Source organism: Streptomyces sp. NPDC127097 (assembly GCF_042724075.1).
GTDB lineage: Bacteria > Actinomycetota > Actinomycetes > Streptomycetales > Streptomycetaceae > Streptomyces.
In genome coordinates this window covers 165,207-189,399 of sequence record NZ_JBHXFI010000008.1, presented here as the reverse complement: position 1 = coordinate 189,399, position 24,193 = coordinate 165,207, and the positions used below count along the sequence as shown (strand labels likewise).

27 protein-coding genes are annotated in these 24,193 nt (G+C 71.4%); 6 read left to right on the top strand and 21 right to left on the bottom strand.

The window, feature by feature from the left end; translation table 11 throughout:
* Nucleotides 1-74: 74 nt before the first annotated feature.
* Complete coding sequence (locus ACFWJW_RS10020) at nt 75-665, bottom strand: flavodoxin family protein (RefSeq protein WP_387237377.1); 591 nt, start codon at nt 663-665, stop codon at nt 75-77.
* Between the two features lie 154 nt (nt 666-819).
* On the opposite strand from ACFWJW_RS10020, the gene ACFWJW_RS10015 reads away from it, so the two are divergent.
* A complete protein-coding gene (locus tag ACFWJW_RS10015) occupies nt 820-1,245 on the top strand; it encodes a winged helix-turn-helix transcriptional regulator (RefSeq protein WP_387237360.1) in 426 nt (141 codons plus the stop codon).
* 27 nt (nt 1,246-1,272) lie between these two features.
* Here the strand turns inward: ACFWJW_RS10015 and mutM are convergent, their stop codons facing one another.
* The 9 genes from mutM to ACFWJW_RS09970 form a co-directional block, all read right to left on the bottom strand.
* Nucleotides 1,273-2,199: a bifunctional DNA-formamidopyrimidine glycosylase/DNA-(apurinic or apyrimidinic site) lyase gene (gene mutM, locus ACFWJW_RS10010; protein WP_387237357.1), complete on the bottom strand. Its 927-nt coding sequence runs from the start codon at nt 2,197-2,199 to the stop codon at nt 1,273-1,275.
* Nucleotides 2,200-2,292: 93 nt separating this feature from the next.
* Complete coding sequence (rnc, locus tag ACFWJW_RS10005) at nt 2,293-3,099, bottom strand: ribonuclease III (RefSeq protein ID WP_387237354.1); 807 nt, start codon at nt 3,097-3,099, stop codon at nt 2,293-2,295.
* A 19-nt stretch (nt 3,100-3,118) separates the two neighbouring features.
* Complete coding sequence (rpmF, locus tag ACFWJW_RS10000) at nt 3,119-3,292, bottom strand: 50S ribosomal protein L32 (RefSeq protein WP_003951102.1); 174 nt, start codon at nt 3,290-3,292, stop codon at nt 3,119-3,121.
* Between the two features lie 2 nt (nt 3,293-3,294).
* Nucleotides 3,295-3,891 (bottom strand): YceD family protein, encoded by a 597-nt coding sequence (locus ACFWJW_RS09995; protein WP_387237351.1) that lies wholly within the window; start codon nt 3,889-3,891, stop codon nt 3,295-3,297.
* Nucleotides 3,892-4,091: 200 nt separating this feature from the next.
* Nucleotides 4,092-5,273 carry an ATP synthase F0 subunit B gene (locus ACFWJW_RS09990; RefSeq protein WP_387237348.1) on the bottom strand — a complete coding sequence of 394 codons (1,182 nt, stop codon included), beginning with the start codon at nt 5,271-5,273 and terminating at the stop codon, nt 4,092-4,094.
* Between the two features lie 132 nt (nt 5,274-5,405).
* Complete coding sequence (gene coaD / locus ACFWJW_RS09985; RefSeq protein ID WP_042149286.1) at nt 5,406-5,918, bottom strand: pantetheine-phosphate adenylyltransferase; 513 nt, start codon at nt 5,916-5,918, stop codon at nt 5,406-5,408.
* On the bottom strand, nt 5,915-6,514 hold the full coding sequence (gene rsmD, locus ACFWJW_RS09980) for a 16S rRNA (guanine(966)-N(2))-methyltransferase RsmD (protein WP_387237345.1): 600 nt from the start codon (nt 6,512-6,514) through the stop codon (nt 5,915-5,917). The genes coaD and rsmD overlap by 4 nt, the downstream gene beginning before the upstream one ends.
* Before the next feature lie 195 nt (nt 6,515-6,709).
* Nucleotides 6,710-9,739 carry a helicase-related protein gene (locus ACFWJW_RS09975; protein WP_387237342.1) on the bottom strand — a complete coding sequence of 1,010 codons (3,030 nt, stop codon included), beginning with the start codon at nt 9,737-9,739 and terminating at the stop codon, nt 6,710-6,712.
* A gap of 57 nt (nt 9,740-9,796) precedes the next feature.
* Nucleotides 9,797-11,446 carry a DAK2 domain-containing protein gene (locus ACFWJW_RS09970; protein WP_387237374.1) on the bottom strand — a complete coding sequence of 550 codons (1,650 nt, stop codon included), beginning with the start codon at nt 11,444-11,446 and terminating at the stop codon, nt 9,797-9,799.
* A gap of 233 nt (nt 11,447-11,679) precedes the next feature.
* On the opposite strand from ACFWJW_RS09970, the gene rpmB reads away from it, so the two are divergent.
* Nucleotides 11,680-11,865, top strand: coding sequence for a 50S ribosomal protein L28 (gene rpmB / locus ACFWJW_RS09965; RefSeq protein ID WP_006602870.1), 186 nt, complete (start codon nt 11,680-11,682; stop codon nt 11,863-11,865).
* A 120-nt stretch (nt 11,866-11,985) separates the two neighbouring features.
* Here the strand turns inward: rpmB and thiD are convergent, their stop codons facing one another.
* Nucleotides 11,986-12,801: a bifunctional hydroxymethylpyrimidine kinase/phosphomethylpyrimidine kinase gene (thiD, locus tag ACFWJW_RS09960; protein WP_387237338.1), complete on the bottom strand. Its 816-nt coding sequence runs from the start codon at nt 12,799-12,801 to the stop codon at nt 11,986-11,988.
* 96 nt (nt 12,802-12,897) lie between these two features.
* On the bottom strand, nt 12,898-13,866 hold the full coding sequence (locus ACFWJW_RS09955; protein ID WP_387237335.1) for a thiamine-phosphate kinase: 969 nt from the start codon (nt 13,864-13,866) through the stop codon (nt 12,898-12,900).
* Between the two features lie 158 nt (nt 13,867-14,024).
* On the opposite strand from ACFWJW_RS09955, the gene ACFWJW_RS09950 reads away from it, so the two are divergent.
* Nucleotides 14,025-14,258, top strand: a complete 234-nt coding sequence (locus ACFWJW_RS09950) for an Lrp/AsnC ligand binding domain-containing protein (protein WP_042149276.1) — start codon at nt 14,025-14,027, stop codon at nt 14,256-14,258.
* A 20-nt stretch (nt 14,259-14,278) separates the two neighbouring features.
* Nucleotides 14,279-14,758, top strand: a complete 480-nt coding sequence (locus tag ACFWJW_RS09945; RefSeq protein WP_387237332.1) for a DUF3515 domain-containing protein — start codon at nt 14,279-14,281, stop codon at nt 14,756-14,758.
* A 57-nt stretch (nt 14,759-14,815) separates the two neighbouring features.
* On the opposite strand, the gene ACFWJW_RS09940 is transcribed toward ACFWJW_RS09945, so the two are convergent.
* The 3 genes from ACFWJW_RS09940 to ACFWJW_RS09930 all read right to left on the bottom strand — a co-directional run bounded on the left by ACFWJW_RS09940 (nt 14,816) and on the right by ACFWJW_RS09930 (nt 17,947).
* Complete coding sequence (locus tag ACFWJW_RS09940; protein WP_387237329.1) at nt 14,816-15,952, bottom strand: D-alanine--D-alanine ligase family protein; 1,137 nt, start codon at nt 15,950-15,952, stop codon at nt 14,816-14,818.
* A gap of 130 nt (nt 15,953-16,082) precedes the next feature.
* Nucleotides 16,083-17,084 (bottom strand): NAD(P)H-dependent glycerol-3-phosphate dehydrogenase, encoded by a 1,002-nt coding sequence (locus ACFWJW_RS09935; RefSeq protein WP_042149267.1) that lies wholly within the window; start codon nt 17,082-17,084, stop codon nt 16,083-16,085.
* On the bottom strand, nt 17,081-17,947 hold the full coding sequence (locus ACFWJW_RS09930; RefSeq protein WP_387237325.1) for a lysophospholipid acyltransferase family protein: 867 nt from the start codon (nt 17,945-17,947) through the stop codon (nt 17,081-17,083). The genes ACFWJW_RS09935 and ACFWJW_RS09930 overlap by 4 nt, the downstream gene beginning before the upstream one ends.
* Nucleotides 17,948-18,079: 132 nt before the next feature.
* Here ACFWJW_RS09930 and cofC point away from each other — a divergent pair, with 132 nt between their 5' ends.
* The gene (gene cofC, locus ACFWJW_RS09925; protein WP_387237322.1) at nt 18,080-18,802 is read left to right on the top strand and encodes a 2-phospho-L-lactate guanylyltransferase; all 723 of its coding nucleotides are present in this window, start codon (nt 18,080-18,082) and stop codon (nt 18,800-18,802) included.
* Here cofC and ACFWJW_RS09920 read toward each other — a convergent pair.
* The 5 genes from ACFWJW_RS09920 to leuC all read right to left on the bottom strand — a co-directional run bounded on the left by ACFWJW_RS09920 (nt 18,783) and on the right by leuC (nt 22,337).
* Nucleotides 18,783-18,986 carry a hypothetical protein gene (locus ACFWJW_RS09920; protein WP_387237319.1) on the bottom strand — a complete coding sequence of 68 codons (204 nt, stop codon included), beginning with the start codon at nt 18,984-18,986 and terminating at the stop codon, nt 18,783-18,785. The two genes, cofC and ACFWJW_RS09920, sit on opposite strands and share 20 nt — an antisense overlap.
* A gap of 153 nt (nt 18,987-19,139) precedes the next feature.
* Entirely contained in the window at nt 19,140-19,790 is a 651-nt protein-coding gene (locus tag ACFWJW_RS09915; protein ID WP_042149256.1) for an HU family DNA-binding protein, read from the bottom strand.
* Nucleotides 19,791-19,915: 125 nt separating this feature from the next.
* Nucleotides 19,916-20,161, bottom strand: a complete 246-nt coding sequence (locus ACFWJW_RS09910; protein WP_042149253.1) for a hypothetical protein — start codon at nt 20,159-20,161, stop codon at nt 19,916-19,918.
* A gap of 136 nt (nt 20,162-20,297) precedes the next feature.
* On the bottom strand, nt 20,298-20,891 hold the full coding sequence (gene leuD / locus ACFWJW_RS09905; RefSeq protein ID WP_387237315.1) for a 3-isopropylmalate dehydratase small subunit: 594 nt from the start codon (nt 20,889-20,891) through the stop codon (nt 20,298-20,300).
* Between the two features lie 3 nt (nt 20,892-20,894).
* On the bottom strand, nt 20,895-22,337 hold the full coding sequence (leuC, locus tag ACFWJW_RS09900; RefSeq protein ID WP_387237312.1) for a 3-isopropylmalate dehydratase large subunit: 1,443 nt from the start codon (nt 22,335-22,337) through the stop codon (nt 20,895-20,897).
* 174 nt (nt 22,338-22,511) lie between these two features.
* Here leuC and ndgR point away from each other — a divergent pair, with 174 nt between their 5' ends.
* Nucleotides 22,512-23,228, top strand: coding sequence for an IclR family transcriptional regulator NdgR (gene ndgR / locus ACFWJW_RS09895; RefSeq protein ID WP_026169203.1), 717 nt, complete (start codon nt 22,512-22,514; stop codon nt 23,226-23,228).
* 171 nt (nt 23,229-23,399) lie between these two features.
* Here ndgR and ACFWJW_RS09890 read toward each other — a convergent pair whose 3' ends face one another.
* Nucleotides 23,400-23,882, bottom strand: coding sequence for a DUF4188 domain-containing protein (locus ACFWJW_RS09890; RefSeq protein ID WP_387237310.1), 483 nt, complete (start codon nt 23,880-23,882; stop codon nt 23,400-23,402).
* Nucleotides 23,883-24,193 lie beyond the last annotated feature (311 nt).

The following is a 24,193-nucleotide window of genomic DNA, read 5'->3' as shown; positions in this document are numbered from 1 at the left end:
CCCCGTGACCGGTCACGGGGCGGCGCGGGCGTTTCGCGTACCGGGCCCGAGGGCCGCGGCCGGCGGTGTGCCGGTCAGCCGGCGAGTGCCGCGCGGCCCGCGACGACGATGCGGGCCTGCTCGGCGACCCGCCGTCCGAGGTGCTCGGCGGTGGCGATATCGGCCTTGTGGACGCCCTCGGCGCCCTGGTCGTTGTTGGACTGGGCGGCGGCGCCCAGGAAGAAGCCCAGCCGGTTCAGGTCGTTCTCGGACGCGGTGGAGGAGTTCCAGCCGGGGAGCAGGTTGAGGCTGACCCAGGTCATCCCGTGCTGGGCGGCGAGCACCGTGAAGAACTGGAGGGTGTGCAGCTTGTCGCCGCTCTTGGAGGCGGAGTTGGTGAAGCCGGCGGCGAGCTTGTCCTGCCAGGCGCGGGTGGCCCAGCGCTTGGCGCTCGCCTCGGCGAAGGTGTGGAAGGCGCCGGAGGCCGTACCCATGTACGTCGGCGAGCCGAAGACGATCGCGTCGGAGGCGTCGAGCTGCGCCCACTGGGCCTCGGTGATCTCGTCGACCTTGATCAGGTGAACGGTGGCGCCGGCCTCGGCGGCGGCGGCCCGGACGGCCTCGGCCAGGACGGCGGTGTGGCCGAAGCCGGAGTGGTAGGCGAGCGAGACGACGGGGGCGGGCAGAGCAGGCGTGGTCACGGTGGTTTCTCCTCAGGGGTCACGGCATGCCGGGGCGACCGGCACCCGGGAACGTCGGGCTGCGATGAGGAAAAGAGAAGCACTAACTTTTAGAAAGCGCAACCCGTTGGTTAGCGCTGTGCAGGGGTATGGTGTGCCCATGGCGACCGAAACCACCGGCGAGACGGACGGGGAGCCCACCCCCGGCTGTACGGACGACCTGGCCTACAACGTCTTCGCGCGCGACTGCCCGTCCCGCGACGCGCTCCGGCACATCACCGACCGCTGGGGCAGCCTGACCCTCGGCGCCCTGCTCGACGGCACCTTCCGCTTCAACGAACTGCGCCGCCGGGTGGCCGGGGTGAGCGAGAAGATGCTGGCCCAGACCCTGCACGCACTGGAGCGGGACGGACTCGTGCACCGCGAGGCACAGCAGACCAACCCGCCCCGGGTCGATTACGCGCTGACGCCGCTGGGCGACCAGGTCGCCCGGCAGCTGCGGATGCTGATCGACCTGGTGGAGGACCGGATGCCGCAGGTCATGCAGGCCCGCGAGGACTACGACGCGCAGCGCCCCGCCGGCTGAGCCGGCGGACGGGCCGCGGACCGGGGTTCAGGCGCGCGGCGGCCGCTGGCAGCGGGGGCAGAAGTAGCTGGAACGGTTCATCCAGGGGCGGCGGCGGATCGGGGTACCGCAGCGGCGGCAGGGCTCGTCCTCGCGGCCGTAGGCGTCCAGCGAGCGCTCGAAGTAGCCGGACTCACCGTTGACGTTGACGTAGAGGCTGTCGAAGCTGGTGCCGCCCACGGCGAGCGCGGCGTTCATCACGTCCCGTACGTGGCCGAGCAGTTCGGCGGTGCGCGGCCGGGTGAAGGTGGCGGTCGGCCGCTCGTAGTGCAGCTTGCTGCGCCACAGCGCCTCGTCCGCGTAGATGTTGCCGACGCCGCTGATCAGCGTCTGGTCGAGCAGCGCGCGCTTGACGGTGGTCCGGCGGCGGCGCAGCGCGTCGTGGAAGGCGGCGTCGTCGAAGGCGGGATCGAGCGGGTCCCGGGCGATATGGGCGATGACGTCGGGCAGCAGGTCGGGGTCGCCGGGAACGGTGTCGTGCAGCGAGAGGCCGCCGAAGGTGCGCTGGTCGACGAAGCGCAGCTCGGTGGCGAGCGCGTCGGCGAAGCGGACCCGGATCCGCAGGTGCTTCTCGTCGGCGGCGTCCTGCGGCTGGACCAGCAGCTGGCCGCTCATGCCGAGGTGGGCGAGGATCGCCAGCCCGTGGGTGACGGACGGCGTGACCATCGGGGAGATGCCCTCCGCCGCGGTCTGGGCGGCCGGACCGCCACCGGTCACCGGCACCCAGAGGTACTTGCCGCGCCGGCGGGCCGTGCCGAGGCGCAGCCCCTTGAGCCGGGCCGCGAAATCGGCCGCCCCGGCCGTGTGCCGGCGGATCGCACGCGGATGCCGCACCTCGACGGCATCGATCGTGCGGCCGCTGACCCAGCGCTCCAGTCCGCGGCGTACGACCTCGACCTCGGGCAGCTCGGGCACGAAGGGCTCCTTGGGAACGACGGTGGGGCGAAAGACCTCTGACCCCGTCCGGAGCGACGCGCGGTCGCCCCGGACGGGGTCAGAATCAGTGCTTCAGTGTGCCGGCGACGAATCGTCGCCGACGGCCGGAGCCGAGGATGCCGCCTTGGCCGCCTCGTCCGCCGCGGCGCGAATCGCACGCCACGCGGACTCGGCCGCCTGCTGCTCGGCTTCCTTCTTGCTGCGGCCGGTGCCGGTGCCGTACGAGACACCACCGACGCGGGCGGCAGCAGTAAAGGTCTTCTCGTGATCGGGGCCGGTCTCGGTGACCAGGTACTCCGGAACGCCGAGGCCCTCGGTCGCGGTGAGTTCCTGGAGGCTGGTCTTCCAGTCCAGGCCCGCGCCCAGACTGGAGGACTTCTCGATCAGCGGGTCGAAGAGCCGGTGTACCAGCTCGCCGGCCGCGTCGAGGCCCTGGTCGAGATAGACCGCGCCGATCACCGCTTCGAGGGTGTCGGCGAGGATGGATGCCTTGTCCCGGCCGCCCGTACCCTCTTCGCCCCGTCCGAGGCGGATGAAGGCACCGAGGTCGAGGCCACGGCCCACCTCGGCGAGCGCACGCGAGTTGACCACCGCGGCCCGGAGCTTGGCCAGCTGGCCTTCCGGGAGATCGGGGTGGATGCGGTACAGCGTGTCCGTGACCACCAGGCCGAGCACCGAATCCCCGAGGAATTCGAGCCGCTCGTTGGTGGGCAGACCGCCGTTCTCGTATGCGTACGAGCGGTGCGTCAGCGCACGCACCAGAAGGGCGGACTCGAGCTGATACCCGAGCCGCCCTTCCAGAAGCGTGTGCGACGAGGCTGTGTCCGCCGGAGTCGGTTCATCCCCGCGTTTGCGGGAAGTCGAGTTGGCGTCTGACATGGAGCCTGTCACCAGCCGCTCAGACCTCGAGGACCTGGCGCTTGTTGTAGGTGCCGCAGCTCGGGCACGCGATGTGCTGCTGCTTCGGCTCGTGGCAGCGCTCGCACGCCACCAGGGTGGGGACCGCAGCCTTCCACTGCGACCGGCGGTGGCGCGTGTTGCTGCGCGACATCTTCCGCTTCGGAACAGCCACGGCTACTTCTCCTGCTTCTCGTCGACGCCCGCTTCGGCGCCGCCCATGTTGTCCTTCTCGCCGTCCTTGACGGTCCCGGCGAGTCCCTGCAATGCCGCCCAACGGATGTCGACGGCGTCGTGGTGGTGGTCCGGGTCGTCCGCCAGCCGCACTCCGCAGTCGGAGCACAGGCCCGGGCAGTCGTCCTGGCACACCGGCTGCATCGGCAGTGCAAGCACCACCGCGTCACGCAGCACGGGTTCGAGGTCGAACAGGTCGTCCTCGAGGAAGAGGGTGTCCTCCTCGTCCTCGGCGTCGTCGCCGGCGTCCTCATGGACCCGGGCATCGGCGTCGGGGTAGGTGAACATCTCCTGGAAGTCCGCGTCGAGCTCTCGCTCCAGCGGCTCCAGACACCTTACGCACTCCCCCTTGACGGTTGCACGGCCGGTGCCTGTGACAAGCACCCCGTCCATGACCGACTCCAGGCGGAGGTCGAGCTCGATCGGGGCGCCCTCGGGCACGCCGATGACCTCATTGCCGAGGTCCCGGGGAGCCTCGACGGAGCGGGAGACCCTCTTGAGCGCACCGGGACGCCGCCCCAGCTCGCGTGTGTCGAACACGAGAGGGGAACGGTGGTCGAGGCGGGCGTTGATGGCTTCCTGCTTTCTACGGGGTTTACGCGCCGCCCGTATTCCAGCGGTGCGGGATTCGGGCAGCAGAGATCGCGGATATACGCGCGACCGAAGAGCCAGGATACTGGACGGGCCCCGATAGGCCCAATCCACTACCGGCCGTCCCCCGGTCCCGCGGGCGGGAGCGCCTACTGGCGCCCCTCCTCGTACGCCCGGAGCTGGTCCAGGTCGATCATGCTGGTGTCGAAGAGGCTGGTCTCGTCCAGTGCGCCCGGCTGGGCGGCGTGGCCCTGCGGGGCGTGCTGGGGCTGCTGGGGCACCTGCTGCTGGAGATACGCATGCGGGTCGTAGCCCTGCTGCTGGGCCTGCTGCTGGGCCTGCTGCTGGGCCTGCTGCCAGTCGTAGCCGTACGCGGCCTGCTGCTGCGGGTCCTGGGCGTACGCCGCCTGCTGCGGCTGCTGATAGCCGTAGACGTCCTGCTGCGGGTAGGCCGCCGGGTCGGTGTAGTAGCCCTGCTGCTGAAGCTGGGGCTGGAGGGGCTGCTGATGCTCCTGGGGCTGCGGCTGGGGTTGCGTCTGGGGCTGCTGCTGGGGTTGCGTCGGGGGCGCCTGGGGCGGCTGCGGGGCCTGCTCGGCGGCGATGTCCGCCAGTCCGGCGAGGTAGTCGGCGTCGGCCTGCGGGTGGCCGGACCGCGGATCGCCCTGCGCCGCCAGATGGACGGCCAGCTCGTCGATCGCACGGGCGCCCTGGAGCTTGTCGCGGCCCCGGCCGACGGCCTCCAGCGTCTTGGTCAGCACGGCCTGGAACGCCCCGAACTTGGCGTCCACATAAGCGTCGGCACGCTGCCTGAGGGTCTCCGGGTCGCCGCTGCGCTCCGGGGCCTGGGTGCCGTCCTCGTCGGGGTATCCCTGGTCGTCGAGCCCCGGGCCGCGGCCGAGCAGCTTCTCGCGGCCGCGGTCGACGGAGCCGATGGTCTTGGTGAGCACGACCTCGAAGTTGGCGAGCTTGCTGTCGACGTAGTCGTCGGCCTCGGCGCGGATCTCCTCCGCCTCCCGGCGGGCCTCCGCCAGGATCCGGTCGGCCTCCTCCTGGGACTGCCGGGCGACCTCGGTGTCGGAGATCAGCGAGCCGCGCTGGGCGTGCGCGGTCTCAATGATCCGCTCCGCTTCCGCCCGCGCCTGCTCGACCATCTGCTCCCGCCCGCCGAGCAGCTCCTGCGCCTGTGCGAGGGAGCCCGGCAGCGCCGCGCGCACCTCTTCCAGCATGGCGAGCAGCTCGGCGCGGTTGACCACGCACGAGGCCGACATGGGCATGGACCGGGCACCGCCGACGGTCGCGACGATGTCGTCGAGCTTCTTCTGCACGTCCACCTTGGACTCGCCACTCTCTGAAGGGTTTTGAACGACGGGAACGGGACGACTGTACGTCCACCGGCCCTCCGCCCGACACCGGCCGACGCACCGTCAGTCCGGCCATCGTGCGCGGTGCCCCGGGTGGGGTGCTCAGCCCTTCTTCCGCAGGCGCTCGGTGAGGGCTTCGAGGACGAACGGCGGGACCAGGTGGGAGACATCGCCGCCCCAGGCGGCGACCTCCTTCACGAGGCTGGAGGAGAGGAAGCTGTAGGTCGGGTTGGTGGGGACGAAGAGCGTCTCCACGCCGGACAGGCCGTTGTTCATCTGGGCCATCTGAAGCTCGTAGTCGAAGTCGCTGACGGCCCGCAGCCCCTTGACGATCGCGGGGATGTCGCGCTGCTTGCAGAAGTCGACGAGCAGGCCGTGGAAGGCTTCGACCTCCACGTTGCCGTACTCGGCGGTGGCCCGGCGGATCAGGTCGATCCGCTCGTCGACCGTGAACAGCCCCTGCTTGGACTGGTTGATCATCACGGCGACATGGACCACGTCGTACAGCTTGGAGGCACGGGCGATGATGTCCAGATGCCCGTTGGTGATGGGGTCGAACGACCCCGGACAGACGGCGCGGCGCAACTCGGTCTCCTCGCTCTCCGATCCGGTCATGACACGCTTGCTGACGTCGATTCGGCGGACGTCGAAGCGGCGCGACCGTACCAAAGCGTCCCTTCGCCGTAGCGACGGGCCTTGATCGCTTCAAATCCGTCCGGCCATGGGAACGTGCCGCCTCTGGTGCTGCGTTCCACGGTGACGAGTGCCTGCTCCGCAAACCAGCCCTGACCACGGAGTGTGAGCAGGATCTCGCAGAGTTCCGCGTCGGTGACCACGTAGGGCGGGTCCAGGAAGACGAGGTCGTACGGCTCGCCCGGGGGCGGTGCGGCGGCGGTCTGCTCGGCCTTGCCGGCCCGGACCTCGACGCCGGGGAGGCCGACCGTACGGACGTTGTCCCGGATCGTGCGCACGGCGCGGGCATCGGCCTCGACCAGCAGGACGTGCGCGGCACCGCGCGAGAGCGCCTCCAGGCCGACCGCGCCGGAACCGCCGTACAGATCGAGCACCCGGGCCCCCGCCAGCGGCCCGTCGAGCGACTCCCAGGTGGAGAACATGCCCTCGCGCGCCCTGTCGGAGGTGGGGCGGGTGCCGTTTCCCGGTGGTACGGCCAGGCGGCGGCCGCCGGCCGTACCGGCGATCACGCGGGTCATGGGCCCGTCCTTACGTTGCGCGTGGTCGGTGTGCTGAGGGGGAGCCGGGCAGGCTCCGCACCTCCACGATATTCCGTCAGCCGACGGCCGATGCCCGGCCGGAGCCTTCGGGGAGCACGGCGGGCGGTGATCGATCTCACCGGCGGCGGGCCGACGGACCCGTCCGCCGCGCCCCGCGCTGCGCCGCGGCGGTGCTCATCCCTTGTCCAGATACTGCTCCCGTTCGTCGTCCAGCAGGGCGGACAGGGCGATCCGCAGCTCCGGATATCCGGCCAGCTCGGGGTCGGCGGCGACGAGTTCGGTGGCCTCGTCACGGGCGGCGGCGATCACTTCCTCGTCGTCGATGACCGCGAGCATCCGCAGCGAGGAGCGGACGCCGGACTGCGCCTGGCCGAGGACATCGCCCTCGCGGCGCTGTTCCAGGTCGATACGGGAGAGTTCGAAGCCGTCGAGGGTGCCGGCCACGGCGGCGAGCCGGGCGCGGGCCGGGCTGGCCTCGGGCATCTCGCTGACCAGCAGACACAGGCCGGGGGCCGCGCCACGGCCGACCCGGCCGCGCAGCTGGTGCAGCTGGGAGACGCCGAAGCGGTCCGCGTCCATGATCACCATGGCGGTGGCGTTCGGGACGTTCACCCCGACCTCGATGACGGTCGTCGCGACCAGCACATCCAGCTCGCCGGCCGCGAACCGGCGCATCACGTCGTCCTTGTCGTCCGGCGCCATCCGGCCGTGCAGCACCGCCACCCGCAGGCCGTCGAGCGGGCCCGTGGTGAGCTGGTCGGCGATGTCGAGCACCGCGAGCGGCGGCCGCTTCTCCGCCACGTCCTCCGGTGAACTCGCCTTGGCCGCCGCGCCCTTGGAACCGGACGCGCCCTTCTTCGTCCCCTTGGGCGGGTCCTCCTCGTCGCCGATCCGGGGGCAGACCACATAGCCCTGGTGCCCGGCCGCCACCTCTTCGCGGACCCGCTCCCAGGCGCGCGCCAGGAAATGCGGCTTGTCCTTGGCGGGCACCACATGGCTGGCGATCGGCGAGCGTCCGGCGGGGAGCTGGTCCAGGACGGAGGTCTCCAGATCGCCGAAGACGGTCATGGCGACCGTGCGCGGAATGGGGGTCGCCGTCATCACCAGCAGATGCGGGGGCTGCTTGCCCTTGCCGCGCAGGGCGTCCCGCTGCTCGACGCCGAAGCGGTGCTGTTCGTCGACGACGACCAGGCCCAGGTCGTGGAACTGCACCTTGTCCTCGATCAGGGCATGGGTGCCGACGACGATGCCGGCCTCGCCGGTGACCAGGTCGAGCAGCGCCTGGCGGCGGGCGGCGGCGCCCATGGAGCCGGTCAGCAGCACCACCTTGGTGCCGCGCTCCGCGCCGCCGAGCATCCCGCCCTCGGCCAGCTCCCCCATCATCTCGGTGATCGAACGGTGGTGCTGCTGGGCCAGCACCTCGGTGGGCGCCAGCATCGCGGCCTGGCCGCCGCTGTCGACCACACCGAGCATGGCGCGCAGCGCGACCATGGTGTTGTGCGTGACGGTGAAGTGGTCGGTCACATAGGCGTGGTCGGGGTGCGCGACGCTGATGCACTGGACGGGCTTGCGGCCGACGTGCTCGATGGCCTCGATGGTGCGGCGGAAGCCGGCGCCCTCCTCCGGGTGGCCGGTGGATTCGCACGGCATGGAAGGCCCACGGGCCTCGTCGCGGAAGGGCGGGCAGGCGGCCGGCAACGCCACCGAGACGTCGTACGCGCCGTCCCGTACGGGGTGGAGCCGGGCCCGGCCGCCCAGGGAACGCACCAGCCAGGCGAGGTCACCGGCCAGGGGCGCGGCCGCCGCGCGGTACACCGCGGCGGCGCCCGCGGGCAGGCCCCCGGCGTCCATCAGGCCCTGCACCACGGCCAGCCGGTCCTTGAGGGGGGCGTTGCGGTAGGCGTCCGGGACCCGGTCCCCGTTGTCGGCCAGCGTCCGGCCCAGCTCGTACGCATCGAGCGGCCGCTGCCCGCCGCCCTCCAGATCCACCGGCACGGCCGCCGCGATGGACCACTGGGGCCGCCCGTCGGCGCCCAGCAGATCCGCCCGCAGCTCGCGGGTCGTCAGCACCCGCTCCCCCGTACCGCGGGCGCCGACGATCCACAGATGCTCGTCATCGCACTCGACGGTGCTCCCGTCGGACAGCACCAGCCGCCACACCTCCCGCTCCCCCTGCGGGAAGACCCCGTCCACCACCGCGAGGTCGCCGCTGGGCACCACCACTTCGGTGCCGACGGCCATCTCCCCCATGGGACGGAAGCCGCGCGGCGTCAGCACCAGGGCGTCCAGCGGCTGCGCCTTGCCGGAGCCCACCTCGCCCTGGAGGAGGCGGTGCATGGGGTGCTCGGTCGCCAGGTCGTCGAAGATCTCCCGGCTGACCTTCTGCTGGCCGTCGGTGAGGGTGAAGGGCAGCTTGGCGTCGAACGCGTCGAGGATGCCGTCCTTGACCAACCTCCTCGCCACGGCGGGGAGTTGGGTCTCGGCGCGGCGGCGCCGGGCCAGTGCGACCTGGAGGACGAACGCCTCGTCCCACTTCAGCCGGGACCGCGCATCGGCGATATCGGCCTTGGTGGCCGGCCGGTGGATCTTCAGCAGCGCCTCGGTGAGCGGGACGAGTGCCCGGCCGTCGCGCAGCGCCTCCGGCAGCGGGTCGACGGCGTCCTGCGCACTGGGCAGCACCGCGTCGACCGCCTTGGCGATCTTCCAGGACGCCATCTGCTGGCAGGCCGGGTAGATCGGCATGAGCTGGTTGGCGAAGGCGCTGACCGCGTCGGCGCCGTCGTCGGCCGTGCGGTCGAGGAGCTCGTATTCGGGGTGCGCGAGCTGGAGTTTGTGGTTGAAGACCGACACCTTGCCGGCGAACATCGCCCGGCGCCCCGGGAGCAGGTCCTTGTGGGGCTTGTGAATGCCCTTGCCGAAGAAGACCAGCCGGAGCCGGCCGCTGCCGTCGGTGAGCGTCACTTCGAGGCGCTGGCCCCGGCCGCCGTTGAACTTCAGCACCCGGGCGTCCGCGACCTGCGCGACGACCGTGACGTGCTCGTCCAGCGGGAGGTCGGCGAGGCGGGTCAGTTCGCCGCGCTCGGCATAGCGGCGCGGATAGTGGTGCAACAGGTCGCCGACCGTATGCAGGTCGAGATGCTCGGCCAGCACCTTCGCGGTGGTGCCACCGAGGATTTTCTTCAGGGGTTCGTCGAGCGCTGCCACGCATCCATTGCACACCACGCCTGTGACAATCGCGGCTCACTCACCGGTCCGGTGCGCTCACTCCACGCCGATGAGCAGCGGCGCCGCGTGCTGGCCGCCGTCGTAGACGACCGTGTCCACGGCGAGATGGCGGGCGCGGACATGCCGCTCCAGCCGCTCGGCCAGCCCCTCGGGAGCGTCCGCGCCGAGGACCAGGGTGACCATCTCGCCGCCCGCGGACAGCATCCGGTCGAGCACGGCCGTCGCGATACGGGTGAGGTCGGAGCCGATCACCACGACATCGCCGTCGATCAGGCCGAGCACGTCCCCGGCCTGGCAGACCCCGGCCATCGTCCACGACTGCCGCTCGGCGACGGCCAGCTCGGCGTAGCGGGTGGCGCCCGCGGCCGCGGTCATCGCGACCACGTCCTCGTCGAAGCTGCGGCCCGGTTCGTGCACGGCCAGCGCCGCGATGCCCTGCACGGCGGAGCGGGTGGGGATGAGCGCGACCCGTACGCCTTCGGTGCGGGCCTGTTCGGCGGCGGCCGCCGCGGTGTGCCGCAGGTCGGCGTCGTTCGGCAGCAGCATCACCTCGCGGGCGCGGGCCTGCCGGATCGCCTGCACCAGTTCGCCGCTGGCGGGCGGCTCTCCGGGGCGTACGGCGACCGGTGTCGCACCGGCCTCCGCGCACAGTCCGGCGAGCCCGGCGCCCGTTACCACGGCGACCACGGCCCGCGCCGTCATGGCGGGCTCCTTGGCGCGGGGGACGCCGCCGAAGTGCGTGATGCGGACCCGGTAGGGGCGGCCCGCCTCGATGCCGGCCTCCACGGCGGCGCCCGCGTCGTCGACATGGACGTGGACGTTCCACAGGCCGTCGCCGCCGACCACCACCAGGGAGTCGCCGAGCCCGTCGAGCCGGGTCCGCAGCCGCGCCACCGCCGCGTCCTCGGCCTCCAGCAGGTAGATCACTTCGAAGGAGGGCCCCTCCGGGCCGCCGCGGCCGTCCGCGGCCGCCCGGGCCGCGACCTCGCAGCCGGCCGCCTCGGGGAGCGGGGCGTCGGCCCGTACGGCGACCGGTGTCGCCGAGACCTCCCCGGACAGCGCGTCGGCGAGCGCCCCCAGCAGCGCGACCAGGCCGCAGCCGCCGGCGTCCACCACACCGGCCCGGCGCAGGACCGCGAGCTGGCCCGGGGTGGCCTGGAGCGCGGTGCGGGCGCCCTCGTGGGCGGCGCGGGCGACCTCGGCGGCCTCGGCGCCTGCTTCCCCGGCGGACCGCTCCGCGGCGTCGGCGGCGGCGGTCGCGACCGTCAGGACGGTGCCCTCCACGGGGTGCGCCACGGCCTCGTACGTCGATGCCGCGGCCCGGCGCAGCGCCTGCCGCAGCGCGTCGGCCGAACCGTCGCCGGCCGCCAGCACCTCGGTCATCCCGCGCAGCAGCTGCGCCACGATCGTGCCGGAGTTGCCGCGCGCCCCGATGAGCGCACCGTGGGCCATGGCACCGATCGCATCGGCGAGGCGGGGTGCGGTGCCCGCCGAGGTGTGCCCGTCGAAGGCGGCCTCGACCGCGCGGGCGGCCGATTCGAGCGTCAGATAGAGGTTGGTGCCGGTGTCACCGTCGGCCACCGGATAGACGTTGATGGCGTCGATCCGCTCACGTTCCCGGCCGAGCGCCTCCAGTGCCAGCCCGCACCAGGAGCGGACCGCGGCGGCGTCGAGCGGGTACGGCACGTCGTCCTCCTGGGTCACGGGATGCACCGCACAGTAGCCGCGCTCCGGCAGGGCGGCCGGGGCGGGGGGCCGGGGGGTGCGTGGTAGTTTCGTTCTACGGGAGCGGTCGTTGTATGCTGCTCCGGTTGCCCGATGAGAATCGGGCCATTCCTCTCCTGACGGTGCCGGTCGGGCAATGCACTCGGCTCGTCGGGATTTCACCGTAAGTGCATCTGAAGTCTTTGGAGTGACCCGTGGCTGCCAACTGCGACGTCTGCGGCAAGGGGCCGGGCTTCGGCAAGAGTGTCTCGCACTCGCATCGCCGCACCAACCGTCGTTGGAACCCCAACATCCAGACGGTGCGTGCAGTGATCGGGCGCACGCCGAAGAAGCTGAACGCCTGCACCTCGTGCATCAAGGCCGGCAAGGTCTCGCGCTGACGTCTAAGCCGTAGCGCAGCCCAGCCGGTTGCTTGTGAAGCCGGTCCACCTTCGCGGTGGGCCGGCTTCCGCCGTTCCCGGGGACGGGGGCGGCGCCGGGCCGTGCCGCCGGCAGCGAGGTCAGTGCGCGCCGCGGATGCGCCAGCCGTGGTCCACGGGGCCGATCCCCGCGCCGAGCCGGAAGCCGGCCGCGAGGGCGCCGGTGACGTAGTCCTTCGCCGCCGCGGCGGCCTGCGGGACGGGGTCCCCCTTGGCGAGCTGCGCGGCCAGCGCGCTGGCGAGGGTGCAGCCGGTGCCGTGGGTGTGCCGGTTGTCGTGGCGCGGCGCGCGCAGCCAGTGCTCCTCGGTGCCGTCGGTGAGCAGATCGACGGCACTGTCGCCGGACCCGTCGCCGGCCGCCAGATGACCGCCCTTGATGAGCGCCCAGCGCGGCCCGAAGTCCAGGATCGCGGCGGCCGCCCGCCGCATATCGGCCTCCTCCTCGACCCGTACGCCGGTCAGCTGGGCGACCTCGTCCAGGTTGGGGGTGGCGACGGTGGCCGTCGGCAACAGGGCGCCGCGGACCGCGTCCAGCGCGCTGGCGGCGAGCAGCGCATCGCCATGCTTGGAGACCCCCACGGGGTCGATGACGACCGGCACCCGCAGTCCGGCGAGCAGCTCCGCGACGGTTTCGACGAGTTCGGCCGAGGAGAGCATGCCGGTCTTCACCGCCTGCACGCCGATGTCGTCGACGACACTGTGGAACTGGGCCCGTACGGCCTCGGCGGGCAGCTCCCACGTGCCCTGCACGCCCAGGGAGTTCTGCGCGGTGACGGCGGTGACCACGCTCATGCCGTGGGTGCCGAGCGCCAGCATCGTCTTCAGGTCGGCCTGGATGCCCGCGCCGCCGCCGGAGTCGGAGCCGGCGACGGTCAGGACGCGTGGAGGTATGTGCATACCGCCGAATCTACTCGGCGGCACCCCGCGGTCCTGCGGGCGCCCGTAAGGGGCCGCCCGTACCCGGCACGGAACCGGTCGGCGGCCCGCACGGAGCTAGTCGGCGTCCCCGTTGTCGCCGAAGTGGTCCCAGCCGGCCTTCACCCACGGGGCGCCGTCCACCGTCACCTGGGGCAGCGCGGAGGGGTGGAGCACCTCGCCGATGACCTTCCACCGGGCGGGCAGCTTCACATCGGGCGGGAAGGTGGCCACGATCGCGTGATCCTCACCGCCGTTGAGCACCCACTGCATCGGGTCCACGCCGACCGCGGTGCCGATGTCGGACATCTGCGTGGGGATGTCGATCCCCGCGGACCGCAGATCGATCCGGACCTTGCTGGCCTCGGCGATGTGCCCGAGGTCGGCGACCAGCCCGTCGCTGACGTCGGTCATGGCGGTGGCGCCGAGTCCGGCCGCCGCCGGGCCCGCGTGGTACGGCGGCTCGGGGCGGCGGTGGGCCTCCACGAAGGCGCGCGGCGAGCGGAAGCCGCGGGAGAGGACGGCGTGCCCGGCGGCGGACCAGCCGAGCCAGCCGGTCACCGCGACCACGTCGCCGGGCTGGGCACCGGCCCGGGTGACCGGCTCCTGGTTGCGCAGATCGCCGAGCGCGGTGATGGCGACGGTGATGGTCTCGCCGCGTACGACGTCCCCGCCGACCACCGCGGCGCCCGCCACCTGGCACTCGTCGCGCAGCCCGTCCATCAGCTCGGTCGGCCAGGTCGCGGGGAGGTCCGCGGGGACGACCAGGCCGAGCAGGATCGCGGTGGGCACCGCGCCCATCGCCGCGATGTCGGCGAGGTTCTGCGCGGCGGCCTTGCGGCCGACGTCGTAGGCGGTGGACCAGTCGCGCCTGAAGTGCCGGCCTTCCAGGAGGATGTCGGTGCTGGCGACCACCCTCCGGTCCGGCGCGGTGACCACCGCGGCGTCGTCACCCGGCCCGATCCGTACGGCCGGAGTGGTGGTGAGCCGGGAGGTGAGCTCCCTGATCAGCCCGAACTCCCCCAGCTCGCCCACGGTGCCCTTCATGCTGTTGCCCTTCCCATGTGTACGGACGGTCCGTACGTGGCTGACGACTGTGCCGCACTTGCCGAGTTCACCGCGCGGGTCTCCCCGCTCCGCACGGTGACGCGGTACCGTGGCGTCCCTTCTTCCCACATGATCCTCGTAGCCGCCCTGGAGGTTCCGTGGTACAGGCCTACATCCTGATCCAGACCGAGGTCGGCAAGGCCTCGGCGGTAGCTGAGGTGATCTCCAAGATCCAAGGCGTACTTCAGGCCGAGGACGTGACCGGGCCCTATGACGTCATCGTGCGCGCCGAGGCCGGCACCGTCGACGAGCTGGGCCGCATGGTGGTCGCGAAGGTCCAGCAAGTGGAAGGCATCACCCGCACCCTTACCTGCCCGGTCGTGCATCTCTAGCTCCCCGTATCCTCGGCCGGGTGATCTCTGCGCGCCGTCGGCACCTGACCCTGCCCGCGCTCGCCGTGCTGTTCGCCGCGGTGAGCTGCTCCCCCTCCGCGGACGTGGCCGTGCCCTCCCCCACGGGTGCGGCGGCGCGGTACTGCACGGCGCTCCACGAGAAGTTGCCGCGGACCGTGGACGGGCTGGAGCGGGGGGATGCCGAGCCCGACTCCGACTTCACTGCCATGTGGGGCGATCCTGCCGTGAAACTGCGCTGCGGGGTGCCGAAGCCCGACGTCCTGACGTACGGGAGTGAACATTACAACCCCAACGCCGACGCGGCGGAAGTCAATGGCGTCGATTGGCTCTTCGAGAAGCAGGATGACGGCTACCGCTTCACGACCGTGCTGCGCAAGGCGTATGTCGAGGTGACCGTGCCCGGGGAGTACGCCCCCGAGGTCGATGTGCTCACCGACCTCGCGGGCGCCGTGAAGAAGTCCGTTCCCGCAGGGGTCTAGGGTTCCGGCGCCGGTCCGCCGGGGCGGGCCGGGACCGGCCCCGGGAACCGGCGTGGCTCAGCGCAGCCCCGTGGAGCGGTGCAGCGCGGCCTGGAGCAGCCGGTCGATCAGCTCCGGGTAGCTCACCCCGCTCTCCTGCCACATCCGCGGGTACATCGAGATGGGCGTGAATCCGGGCAGCGTGTTGATCTCGTTGATCACGAACTCGCCGTTGTCCTGGAGGAAGAAGTCCGCGCGCACCAGGCCCTCGCAGGACGCCGCGTCGAAGGCGGCGACCGCCAGTTCCTGGACCTTCGCGGTCTGCTCGGCGGTCAGCGGCGCCGGCACGATCCCGTCGGCCGAGTCGATGTACTTGGCCTCGAAGTCGTAGAAGTCGTGCGCGGTGACCGGCGGGATCTCGGCCGGCACGCTGGCCCACGGGCCGTCCTCGAACTCCAGCACCCCGCACTCGATCTCGCGGCCGCGCAGCAGCGACTCGACGAGGATCTTGGGGTCGTGCCGGCGGGCCTCCTCGATCGCCTCGTCCAGGCCGCCGAGGTCGTCGACCTTGGTGATGCCCATGGACGAGCCGGCCCGCGCGGGCTTCACGAAGAGCGGCCAGCCGTGTTCCGCGGCGAAGTCCACGATCTTCCGGCGGGCGGCCGCCGGATCCTTTTCCCACTCCCGCGGGCGGATGACCTCGTACGGGCCGACCGGCAGCCCGAAGGAGGTGAACACCCGCTTCATGTAGTCCTTGTCCTGGCCGACGGCGGAGGCGAGCACGCCCGAACCGACGTAGGGCACCCCGGAGAGCTCCAGCAGCCCCTGGAGGGTGCCGTCCTCCCCGTAGGGGCCGTGCAGGACGGGGAAGACGACGTCGACCTCGCCGAGCGCCTTGGGCACCGAGCCCGGCTCGCTGTAGACGACCTCGCGGTTGGTCGGGTCGACCGGGAGCACCACGGCGCCCTCGGCGGACTCGGCGAGCGCGGCCACGGTGGGCAGCTGCCGGTCCGCGATGGCCATCCGCTCGGGGTCGTCGGCGGTCAGCGCCCAGCGGCCGTCCGTGGTGATGCCGATGGGCAGCACGTCGTACTTCTCGCGGTCGATGGCGCGCAGCACGGCGCCGGCCGTGAGCACGGAGATGGCGTGCTCGGAGCTGCGGCCGCCGAACACGACGGCGACGCGGGGCTTGTGGTGGGAGGTCTCGCTGCTCATATCGGGTTGAGGGTACCTGCTGACCGGCACGGAGTCAGTGCTGCGGCGGCCGTTGGTGGCGTCGCGCCCGGGCACCGTGGGTGACCGGTCCCGGGCGAACGGCGCCGGACCACCACATTCCGTATCGTTTTCAGTGCCGCTCGGACTTGGCGCTGCGCGACATCAGGTCCTTGAGGGCGACCATCGGCGGCTTGCCCTCGTGGACGATCTCCACGACCGTCTCGGTGAGCGGCATGTCGACCCCGTGCCTGCGGGCCAGATCCAGCACGGATTCGCAGGACTTGACGCCCTCGGCGGTCTGCTTGGTGACCGCGATGGTCTCCTGGAGCGTCATGCCCCGGCCGAGGTTGGTGCCGAAGGTGTTGTTGCGCGACAGCGGCGAGGAGCAGGTGGCGACCAGGTCGCCCATACCGGCCAGGCCGGCGAAGGTGTGCGCGTCGGCGCCCATGGCCAGGCCGAGCCGGGTGGTCTCGGCGAGACCGCGGGTGATCAGGGATGCCTTGGCGTTGTCGCCCAGGCCCATACCGGTGGCGATGCCGACGGCGAGCGCGATGACGTTCTTGACCGCGCCGCCCAGTTCACAGCCCACCACATCGGTGTTGGTGTACGGGCGGAAGTACGAGGTGTGGCAGGCGGCCTGGAAGCGCCGGGCGACCGCCTCGTCGGCGCAGGCCACGACCGCGGTGGCGGGCTGCCGGGCGGCGACCTCCTTGGCGAGGTTGGGGCCGGTCAGCACCGCGACCCGCTCCGCGGGCACCTTGGCGACCTCCTCGATGACCTCGCTCATGCGCTTGGCCGTGCCCAGTTCGACGCCCTTCATCAGGGAGACCAGGACCGTGTCGGCGGGCAGCAGGGGCGCCCATTCGGCGAGATTGCCGCGCAGCGTCTGGGCGGGGACGGCCAGCACGGCGAACTCCGCACCGCGCGCCGCTTCCGCCGGGTCGGTGGTGGCCCGTACGGACGCGGGCAGCTCGACCCCCGGCAGGTAGTCGGGGTTCGTACGGCCGCTGTTGATGGCGTCGACCAGGGCCGCGCGGCGCCCCCACAGGGTCACCTCGCATCCCGCGTCGGCGAGCACCATCGCGAAGGCGGTGCCCCAGGACCCCGTGCCGTAGACGGCGCAGCGCGTCACTTGCTTTCATCCTCCTGTGCCTGCTGGGTGCTTCGGGCCTGCTGCGGGCCGACGGCCGGTTCGGTGGCGGCGGCCGGTTCGGCGGGGGTGTGGGCCGCTCCGGCGCCCTGGGTGGCCTTGGCGGCTTCCCGGGCGGCGCGGCGCTCCCGGGCGATCGCCTTGCGCCAGTCGTACGGTTCGGCCGGCGCGGGCTCACCACGGACGACGGCCAGCTGCTCGGTGATCGCGGTCATGATGACGTCGGTCGCGGCCCGCAGCACCTCGGCGGTCGGTTCCCGGTCGTAGAACGCGCTCAGGTCGACCGGCGGCCCCGCCTGCACCCGCAGCGTCTTGCGCGGGAAGAGCTGGAGCTTCTTCTCCTTGGCGTACGGCGGCATCGCGTCGTTGGCGCCCCACTGCGCGACGGGAATGACCGGCGCCTTCGTCAGCAGCGCCACCCGCGCGGCACCCGTCTTGCCCTGCATGGGCCACAGGTCGGGGTCGCGGGTGAGGGTGCCCTCGGGGTAGAAGGCGACGCATTCGCCCTTCTCGATGGCGGTGACGGCGGCGCGGAACGCGTTGGCGGCGTCGGTGGTTTCCCGGTAGACGGGGATCTGTCCGGTGCCGCGCATCATCAGGCCGACAAAGCCGCTCCTGAAGAGTCCGGCCTTGGCGAGGAATCGGGGGACCCGCCCGGTGTTGTACTGATAGTGCGCATAGGAGAGCGGATCGAGATACGAGTTGTGGTTGACCGCGGTGATAAATCCGCCGTCGGCCGGAATGTGCTCCATTCCCTGCCAGTCCCGCTTGAACAGAACCAGGAGCGGCGGTTTGCAGATGACCGCGGCCAAGCGGTACCAGAAGCCGATTCTGCGGCGGGACACTGGGACACCCTCCTTGTGGGGACCTGCGAAGCTGCTGCGGGCCGGCAGCCGCACAAGTGTCGCCCCAGGTACCCGCTATGTCGAGAACACCGTAACCCCGACGCTCCCGGAGAGCGGCGGCGGCAGGTGAGAATGACGCCGATGCGACGAGACGGAGCGGATGTGGGCTGGAGCCTGGTGGTGCCGCTGAAGCCGCTGGCGCGGGCCAAGAGCAGGCTCTCCCGGGCCGCGGGCGAGGAGTTCCGGCCCCGGCTGGCCCTGGCGTTCGCCCTGGACACCGTGACAGCGGCACTGGCCTGCGAGAACGTCCGGGATGTGGCGGTTGTCACGGATGACCGGCTGGCCGCTGAGCGGCTGGCGGCGCTGGGCGCGCGGATCGTGCCCGACACACCGGCCCGCGGGCTCAACGCGGCGCTGGCCCATGGAGCGGGCGCGGTCCGGGCGCGTCGTCCGGGCGCGCCGGTCGCCGCGCTGAACGCCGATCTGCCGGCCCTGCGCCCCGCCGAGCTGGAACTGGTGCTCCATTCCGCTTCGCTATTTCCCCGTGCATTTCTCGCGGATGCGGCGGATATCGGGACAACACTTCTGACCGCGACTTCCGGCCGGGAATTGGAACCGGCATTCGGAGGCGCGTCGCGGGCCCGTCACCTGGCGTCCGGAGCGCAGGAGATCACCGGGCCGCAGGCGCCGTCGGTACGCCGGGACGTGGACACCGGCGAGGATCTGCGGGCCGCGCTGGCGCTGGGAGTGGGCCCGCACACGGCGCTCCAGGCGCCACGGATCATGGCCGGGGCGGCCGCGCCGGAGGGGTCGAAGCGGCTGCCGCCGCCGCAGGTCAGAGCGTCTGGAGCGTGATCAGGACGATCCTGCGGTCGTCCCCTTCGCCGGTGAGGTCGATCCGGACCCGCTGACCGGGCCGCAGCAGCAGCAGACCGCCGGCGTCGAAGGCCGCCGCGTCGAAGGGCAGCGGGGTGCCGTCGTCCAGCAGCACACTGCCGGAGCGGGTCTCGGAGTCGTACGTATACGCGGTGGCCTGCATGGGAGAGAGCCTAGACGAGGAGGCCCCGGGCCCCTCCGGCCGCCCGTACGGCGGTGGGAAGGGAGCTGCGGCCCCCCGGACGGCGCCGGACACACCGCGGGCCGGGCTCCCCGAAGGGAGACCGGCCCCACGCGTGGCATCGCCGCTGCCGAATTACCGCTTACGGGCGGTGGTCTTCTTGGCGGTGGTCTTGCGTGCCGTGGCCTTCTTCGCGGGGGCCTTCTTCGCCGTCGCCTTCTTCGCGGGGGCGGTCTTCTTCGCCGTCGCCTTCTTCGCGGTGGTCTTCTTCGCCGTGGTCTTCTTGGCGGCGGCCTTCGTGGCGGGAGCCTTCTTCGCCGTCGTCTTCTTCGCGGTGGTCTTCTTCGCCGCGGTGGTCTTCTTCGCCGCTGCCTTCTTCGCCGTCGTCTTCTTGGCGGCGGCCTTCTTGGCGGTGGCCTTCTTCGCGGCGGCCTTCTTGATGGCGGCACCGCCGGTGAGGCTGCCCTTGGGCGCCTTCTTGACGGAGACCTCGCCACCCTTGGGGAGCTTCTTCGAGCCGCTCACCAGGTCCTTGAAGCCCTGACCGGCGCGGAAGCGCGGCACCGAGGTCTTCTTGACCCGCACGCGCTCACCCGTCTGCGGGTTGCGGGCGTAGCGGGCCGGGCGGTCAACCTTCTCGAACGAGCCGAATCCGGTGACCGAAACGCGGTCGCCGGAGACAACTGAACGGACGATTGCGTCCAGTACGGCGTCCACGGCGTCCGCGGCGTTCTGGCGGCCGCCGAGCTTGTCGGCAATGGCTTCTACGAGCTGCGCCTTGTTCACGTCTTCCCCTTCGGAGACATTGCTGGAACGAAAGTTTCCAAGCTTTTTCGCACGTTAGGCAGATATATACCGCAAATCAAACACGAAACGGGCTAATCACCCTTGTGCCGCAACGAACTCGACCTTCACGGACTTCCGTCCGCGTGCACATCTTCGGGATAACGACCTTCGTCGAGGTCAGCCATGAAGCACTCCAGACGCCTTGCCGCGTCCGCAAGATCGTGTTTAGCCGCGGCCGTGATGACGAGCAGCTTCCGGGTCAGCGCCATCCGTACGCCCTCCGGGACTTGCAGTGTCCGCACTCTTGTATGTGCGTCCTTGAGCCGGTCGGCGACGAGACCGTAGAGCTCGAGTTGGTCGTCGCGTTCCATGCGCTAATTGTGCCATCTGCGGCGAGTTGTCGCTTCACGGGGCCTCAACAGCCGCCTCGACACGACGATGCGCCCCCTGCCAACTGCACAGGGGGCGCATCGTACGCAATATAGCTTTGAGCCATAAAACCCGAGGTCAGACCTCGATGGTACGCGGCTTGAACGACGGCCGGTTCGCCTCGTACTCCACGATGGACGACTCCTCCCGAAGGGTGAGGCTGATGTCGTCCAGCCCCTCCAGCAGGCGCCAACGGGCGTTCTCGTCCAGCTCGAAGTCCGCGGTGACGCCCTCGGCGCGCACCTGCCGGCCGACCAGGTCCACCGTCACCTCGGCGGCCGGATCGTTCTCCAGCAGCGTCTGGAGCCGGTCGACGGTCTCCTGCGGCAGCACCACCGTCAGCAGCCCGTTCTTGAGGGAGTTGCCACGGAAGATGTCCGCGAACCGCGAGGAGATGACGGCCTTGAAGCCGTAGTTCTGAAGCGCCCAGACGGCGTGCTCACGCGAGGAGCCGGTACCGAAGTCGGGGCCGGCGACCAGCACCGTGGCGCCCTTGTACCGCTCCTGGTTGAGGACGAACTGCGGGTCCTTGCGCCATGCCTCGAAGAGCCCGTCCTCGAAGCCGTCGCGGGTGACCTTCTTCAGCCAGTGGGCCGGGATGATCTGGTCGGTGTCCACGTTGCTGCGGCGCAGCGGGACGGCCCGGCCGGTGTGGGTGGTGAAAGCTTCCATGGTTCAGACTCCCGCGGGCGTGGCGACGTGGGACGGGCCGGCCGTTGAGGCCAGGTCGGCCGGTGAGGCCAGATGGCCGAGAACCGCCGTTGCGGCGGCGACCTGCGGCGAGACCAGGTGCGTACGCCCGCCCTTGCCCTGCCGGCCCTCGAAGTTGCGGTTGGAGGTGGACGCGGAGCGCTCACCGGGCGCCAGCTGGTCGGGGTTCATACCCAGGCACATCGAGCAGCCCGCGTGCCGCCATTCGGCGCCCGCCGCGGTGAAGACCTTGTCCAGCCCCTCGGCGACGGCCTCCAGGGAGACCCGGACCGAGCCGGGGACGATCAGCATCCGTACGCCGTCGGCGACCTTGCGGCCTTCCAGGATCCCGGCCGCGGAGCGCAGGTCCTCGATACGGCCGTTGGTGCACGAACCTACGAAGACGGTGTCCACCTTGATGTCCCGCAGCGGCTGACCCGCCGTCAAACCCATGTACTCCAGGGCCTTTTTGGCGGCGAAGCGCTCCGAGGCGTCCTCGTACGAAGCCGGGTCGGGGACGCTCGCCGAAAGCGGCGCGCCCTGGCCGGGGTTGGTGCCCCAGGTGACGAACGGCGCGAGCGCGGAAGCGTCGATGTGCACCTCGGCGTCGAAGACCGCGTCGTCGTCGGTGCGCAGCGTCTTCCAGTACTCGACCGCGGCGTCCCAGTCCTCGCCCTGCGGGGCGTGGTCACGGCCTCGCAGGTAGTCGAAGGTGGTCGCGTCCGGCGCGATCATGCCGGCCCGGGCGCCCGCCTCGATCGACATGTTGCAGATGGTCATCCGGGCTTCCATCGACAGCTTCTCGATGGCCGAACCGCGGTATTCCAGGACGTAGCCCTGGCCGCCGCCGGTGCCGATCCGGGCGATGATCGCCAGGATCAGGTCCTTGGCGGTGACGCCGTCGGGCAGCTCACCGTCGACGGTGATCGCCATGGTCTTGAAGGGGGCCAGCGGCAGCGTCTGGGTGGCCAGCACATGCTCGACCTGGCTGGTGCCGATGCCGAACGCCAGCGCGCCGAAGGCTCCGTGGGTGGAGGTGTGGCTGTCACCGCAGACCACGGTGGTGCCGGGCTGGGTCAGTCCCAACTGCGGTCCCACGACGTGGACAACGCCCTGCTCGACATCGCCCAGCGGGTGCAGCCGGACCCCGAACTCCGCACAGTTCTTGCGCAGCGTCTCCAGCTGGGTGCGCGAGACCGGGTCGGCGATCGGCTTGTCGATGTCGAGGGTCGGGGTGTTGTGATCCTCGGTGGCGATGGTCAGGTCCGTCCGGCGCACCTGGCGGCCGGCCTTCCGGAGGCCGTCGAACGCCTGCGGGCTGGTGACCTCGTGCAGCAGGTGCAGATCGATGAAGAGGAGGTCGGGCTCGCCTTCCGCGCGCCGGACGACATGGTCGTCCCAGACCTTTTCCGCGAGTGTCCGTCCCATCGCTTTCCCTCCGACCGGCCGCATTGCCGGCCTTTCTCGTCCGTGCGCGATGCCCGCAGAAATCCCCTTGCCGGGCCTTACGCCGGGCCCTGGTCGAGGGCCACACCTACAGACTGACGACTTCCCTGGAAAATTGAACTTGCGTTTCACAGTGTGAGACGCGAGTATCGTTGCATGGACAACTCTAGCGGCGTCGGCGTTCTCGACAAGGCAGCTCTGGTTTTGAGTGCCCTGGAGTCCGGTCCGGCCACCCTCGCCGGGCTGGTCGCGGCGACAGGGCTCGCACGACCCACGGCCCACCGGCTGGCCGTGGCACTGGAACACCACCGGATGGTGGCGAGGGACATGCAGGGCCGGTTCATCCTGGGCCCGCGGCTGTCCGAGCTGGCCGCGGCGGCCGGTGAGGACCGCCTGCTGGCCACGGCGGGTCCGGTACTCACCCACCTGCGCGATGTGACCGGCGAGAGCGCCCAGCTCTATCGCCGGCAGGGCGATATGCGGATCTGTGTGGCGGCGGCGGAGCGGCTGTCCGGACTGCGGGACACCGTCCCGGTCGGCTCCACGCTCCCCATGAAGGCCGGCTCGGCCGCCCAGATCCTGATGGCCTGGGAGGAGCCCGAGCGGCTGCACCGCGGCCTCCAGGGCGCGCGCTTCACGGCCACCGCGCTGTCCGGCGTACGGCGCCGGGGCTGGGCCCAGTCGATCGGCGAGCGGGAGCCGGGCGTGGCCTCGGTCTCCGCCCCCGTACGCGGCCCCTCGAACCGCGTGGTGGCCGCCGTATCGGTCTCCGGTCCGATCGAGCGGCTGACCCGCCACCCGGGCCGGATGCACGCCCAGGCGGTCATCGACGCGGCGGCCCGCCTCTCCGAGGGCCTGCGGCGCACCGGCTGAGCACCCGGCTGCGGAGCGGGCCGGGGCAGGGGCCGCTGTCGACTGCGGTCACTACGCCGAAAAAAGACCGCGCACCGGCTGAGCACCCGGCTGCGCGGCAGGAGGGGTGGCCGGTCGCGGTCACGATGCCGACGGGGCGGCCCATGCGTCAGCACGGGCCGCCCCGGGCACTCAGGCCGCCATCCGGTCCGCGGCCCGCTCCCCGCGGCGGCCGACCGGCACCGTCCCCAGGGCCTCCCCCAGCCCGTACGACGGCATATTGAGGTAGATGCTCTCGTACGAGCCCGCCGGGACGACATAGGTCTCGTGCCAGAAGCCGACCTTGTTCCGCCCCTCCCGCACCCGCCGGTTGAACGCCGCCCAGGCCGGCCGGTGCTCGCCGCCCTGATCCGCGGCGTACGCGAACAGCTTCTCCTTCGAGTCCCAGTACTGGAGGACGGCGAAGTGCCTCGGCAGTCCGGGCAGCAGCCGGTACCCGATCATCCCGCTGTCCGGATCCCGGGCCAGCTCCTTGATCATGCGCGGCATGGCCAGGAACACCGGCAGCCAACTGCGCACCGCACGCCAGCTGTTGAAGCGCATCCCGATGAGGAAGACCACCACCTCCCGGCCACCGTCCGCCGTCATCCGTCCCTGCACCGGCTTGCCGCCCATGGCAGCCCCCTTCCGACACCGGATAGCTTCGCTATCCATACTTAGATAGTGGCACTGCCCAATGGAAGGCGCAAGGGGGGAGCGGCCCAGCAAGAGGGGAAGTGACCGGCAAGAGGGGAAGTGACCGGCAAGAGGGGAAGTGACCGGCAAGAGGGGAAGTGACCGCAGGAGCCGGCCGAGCGCGCAGCGGGGTGTCCGCTCCGGGCCGGCGGAGTCCAACCGGCTCTTCGGAAGCGGCAGTTGACACGAGAAGGCCCCCCCCCGGAATCGGGGGGGCAGCTCATACAGTACCCCCCCCCGCAGTAGAAAAC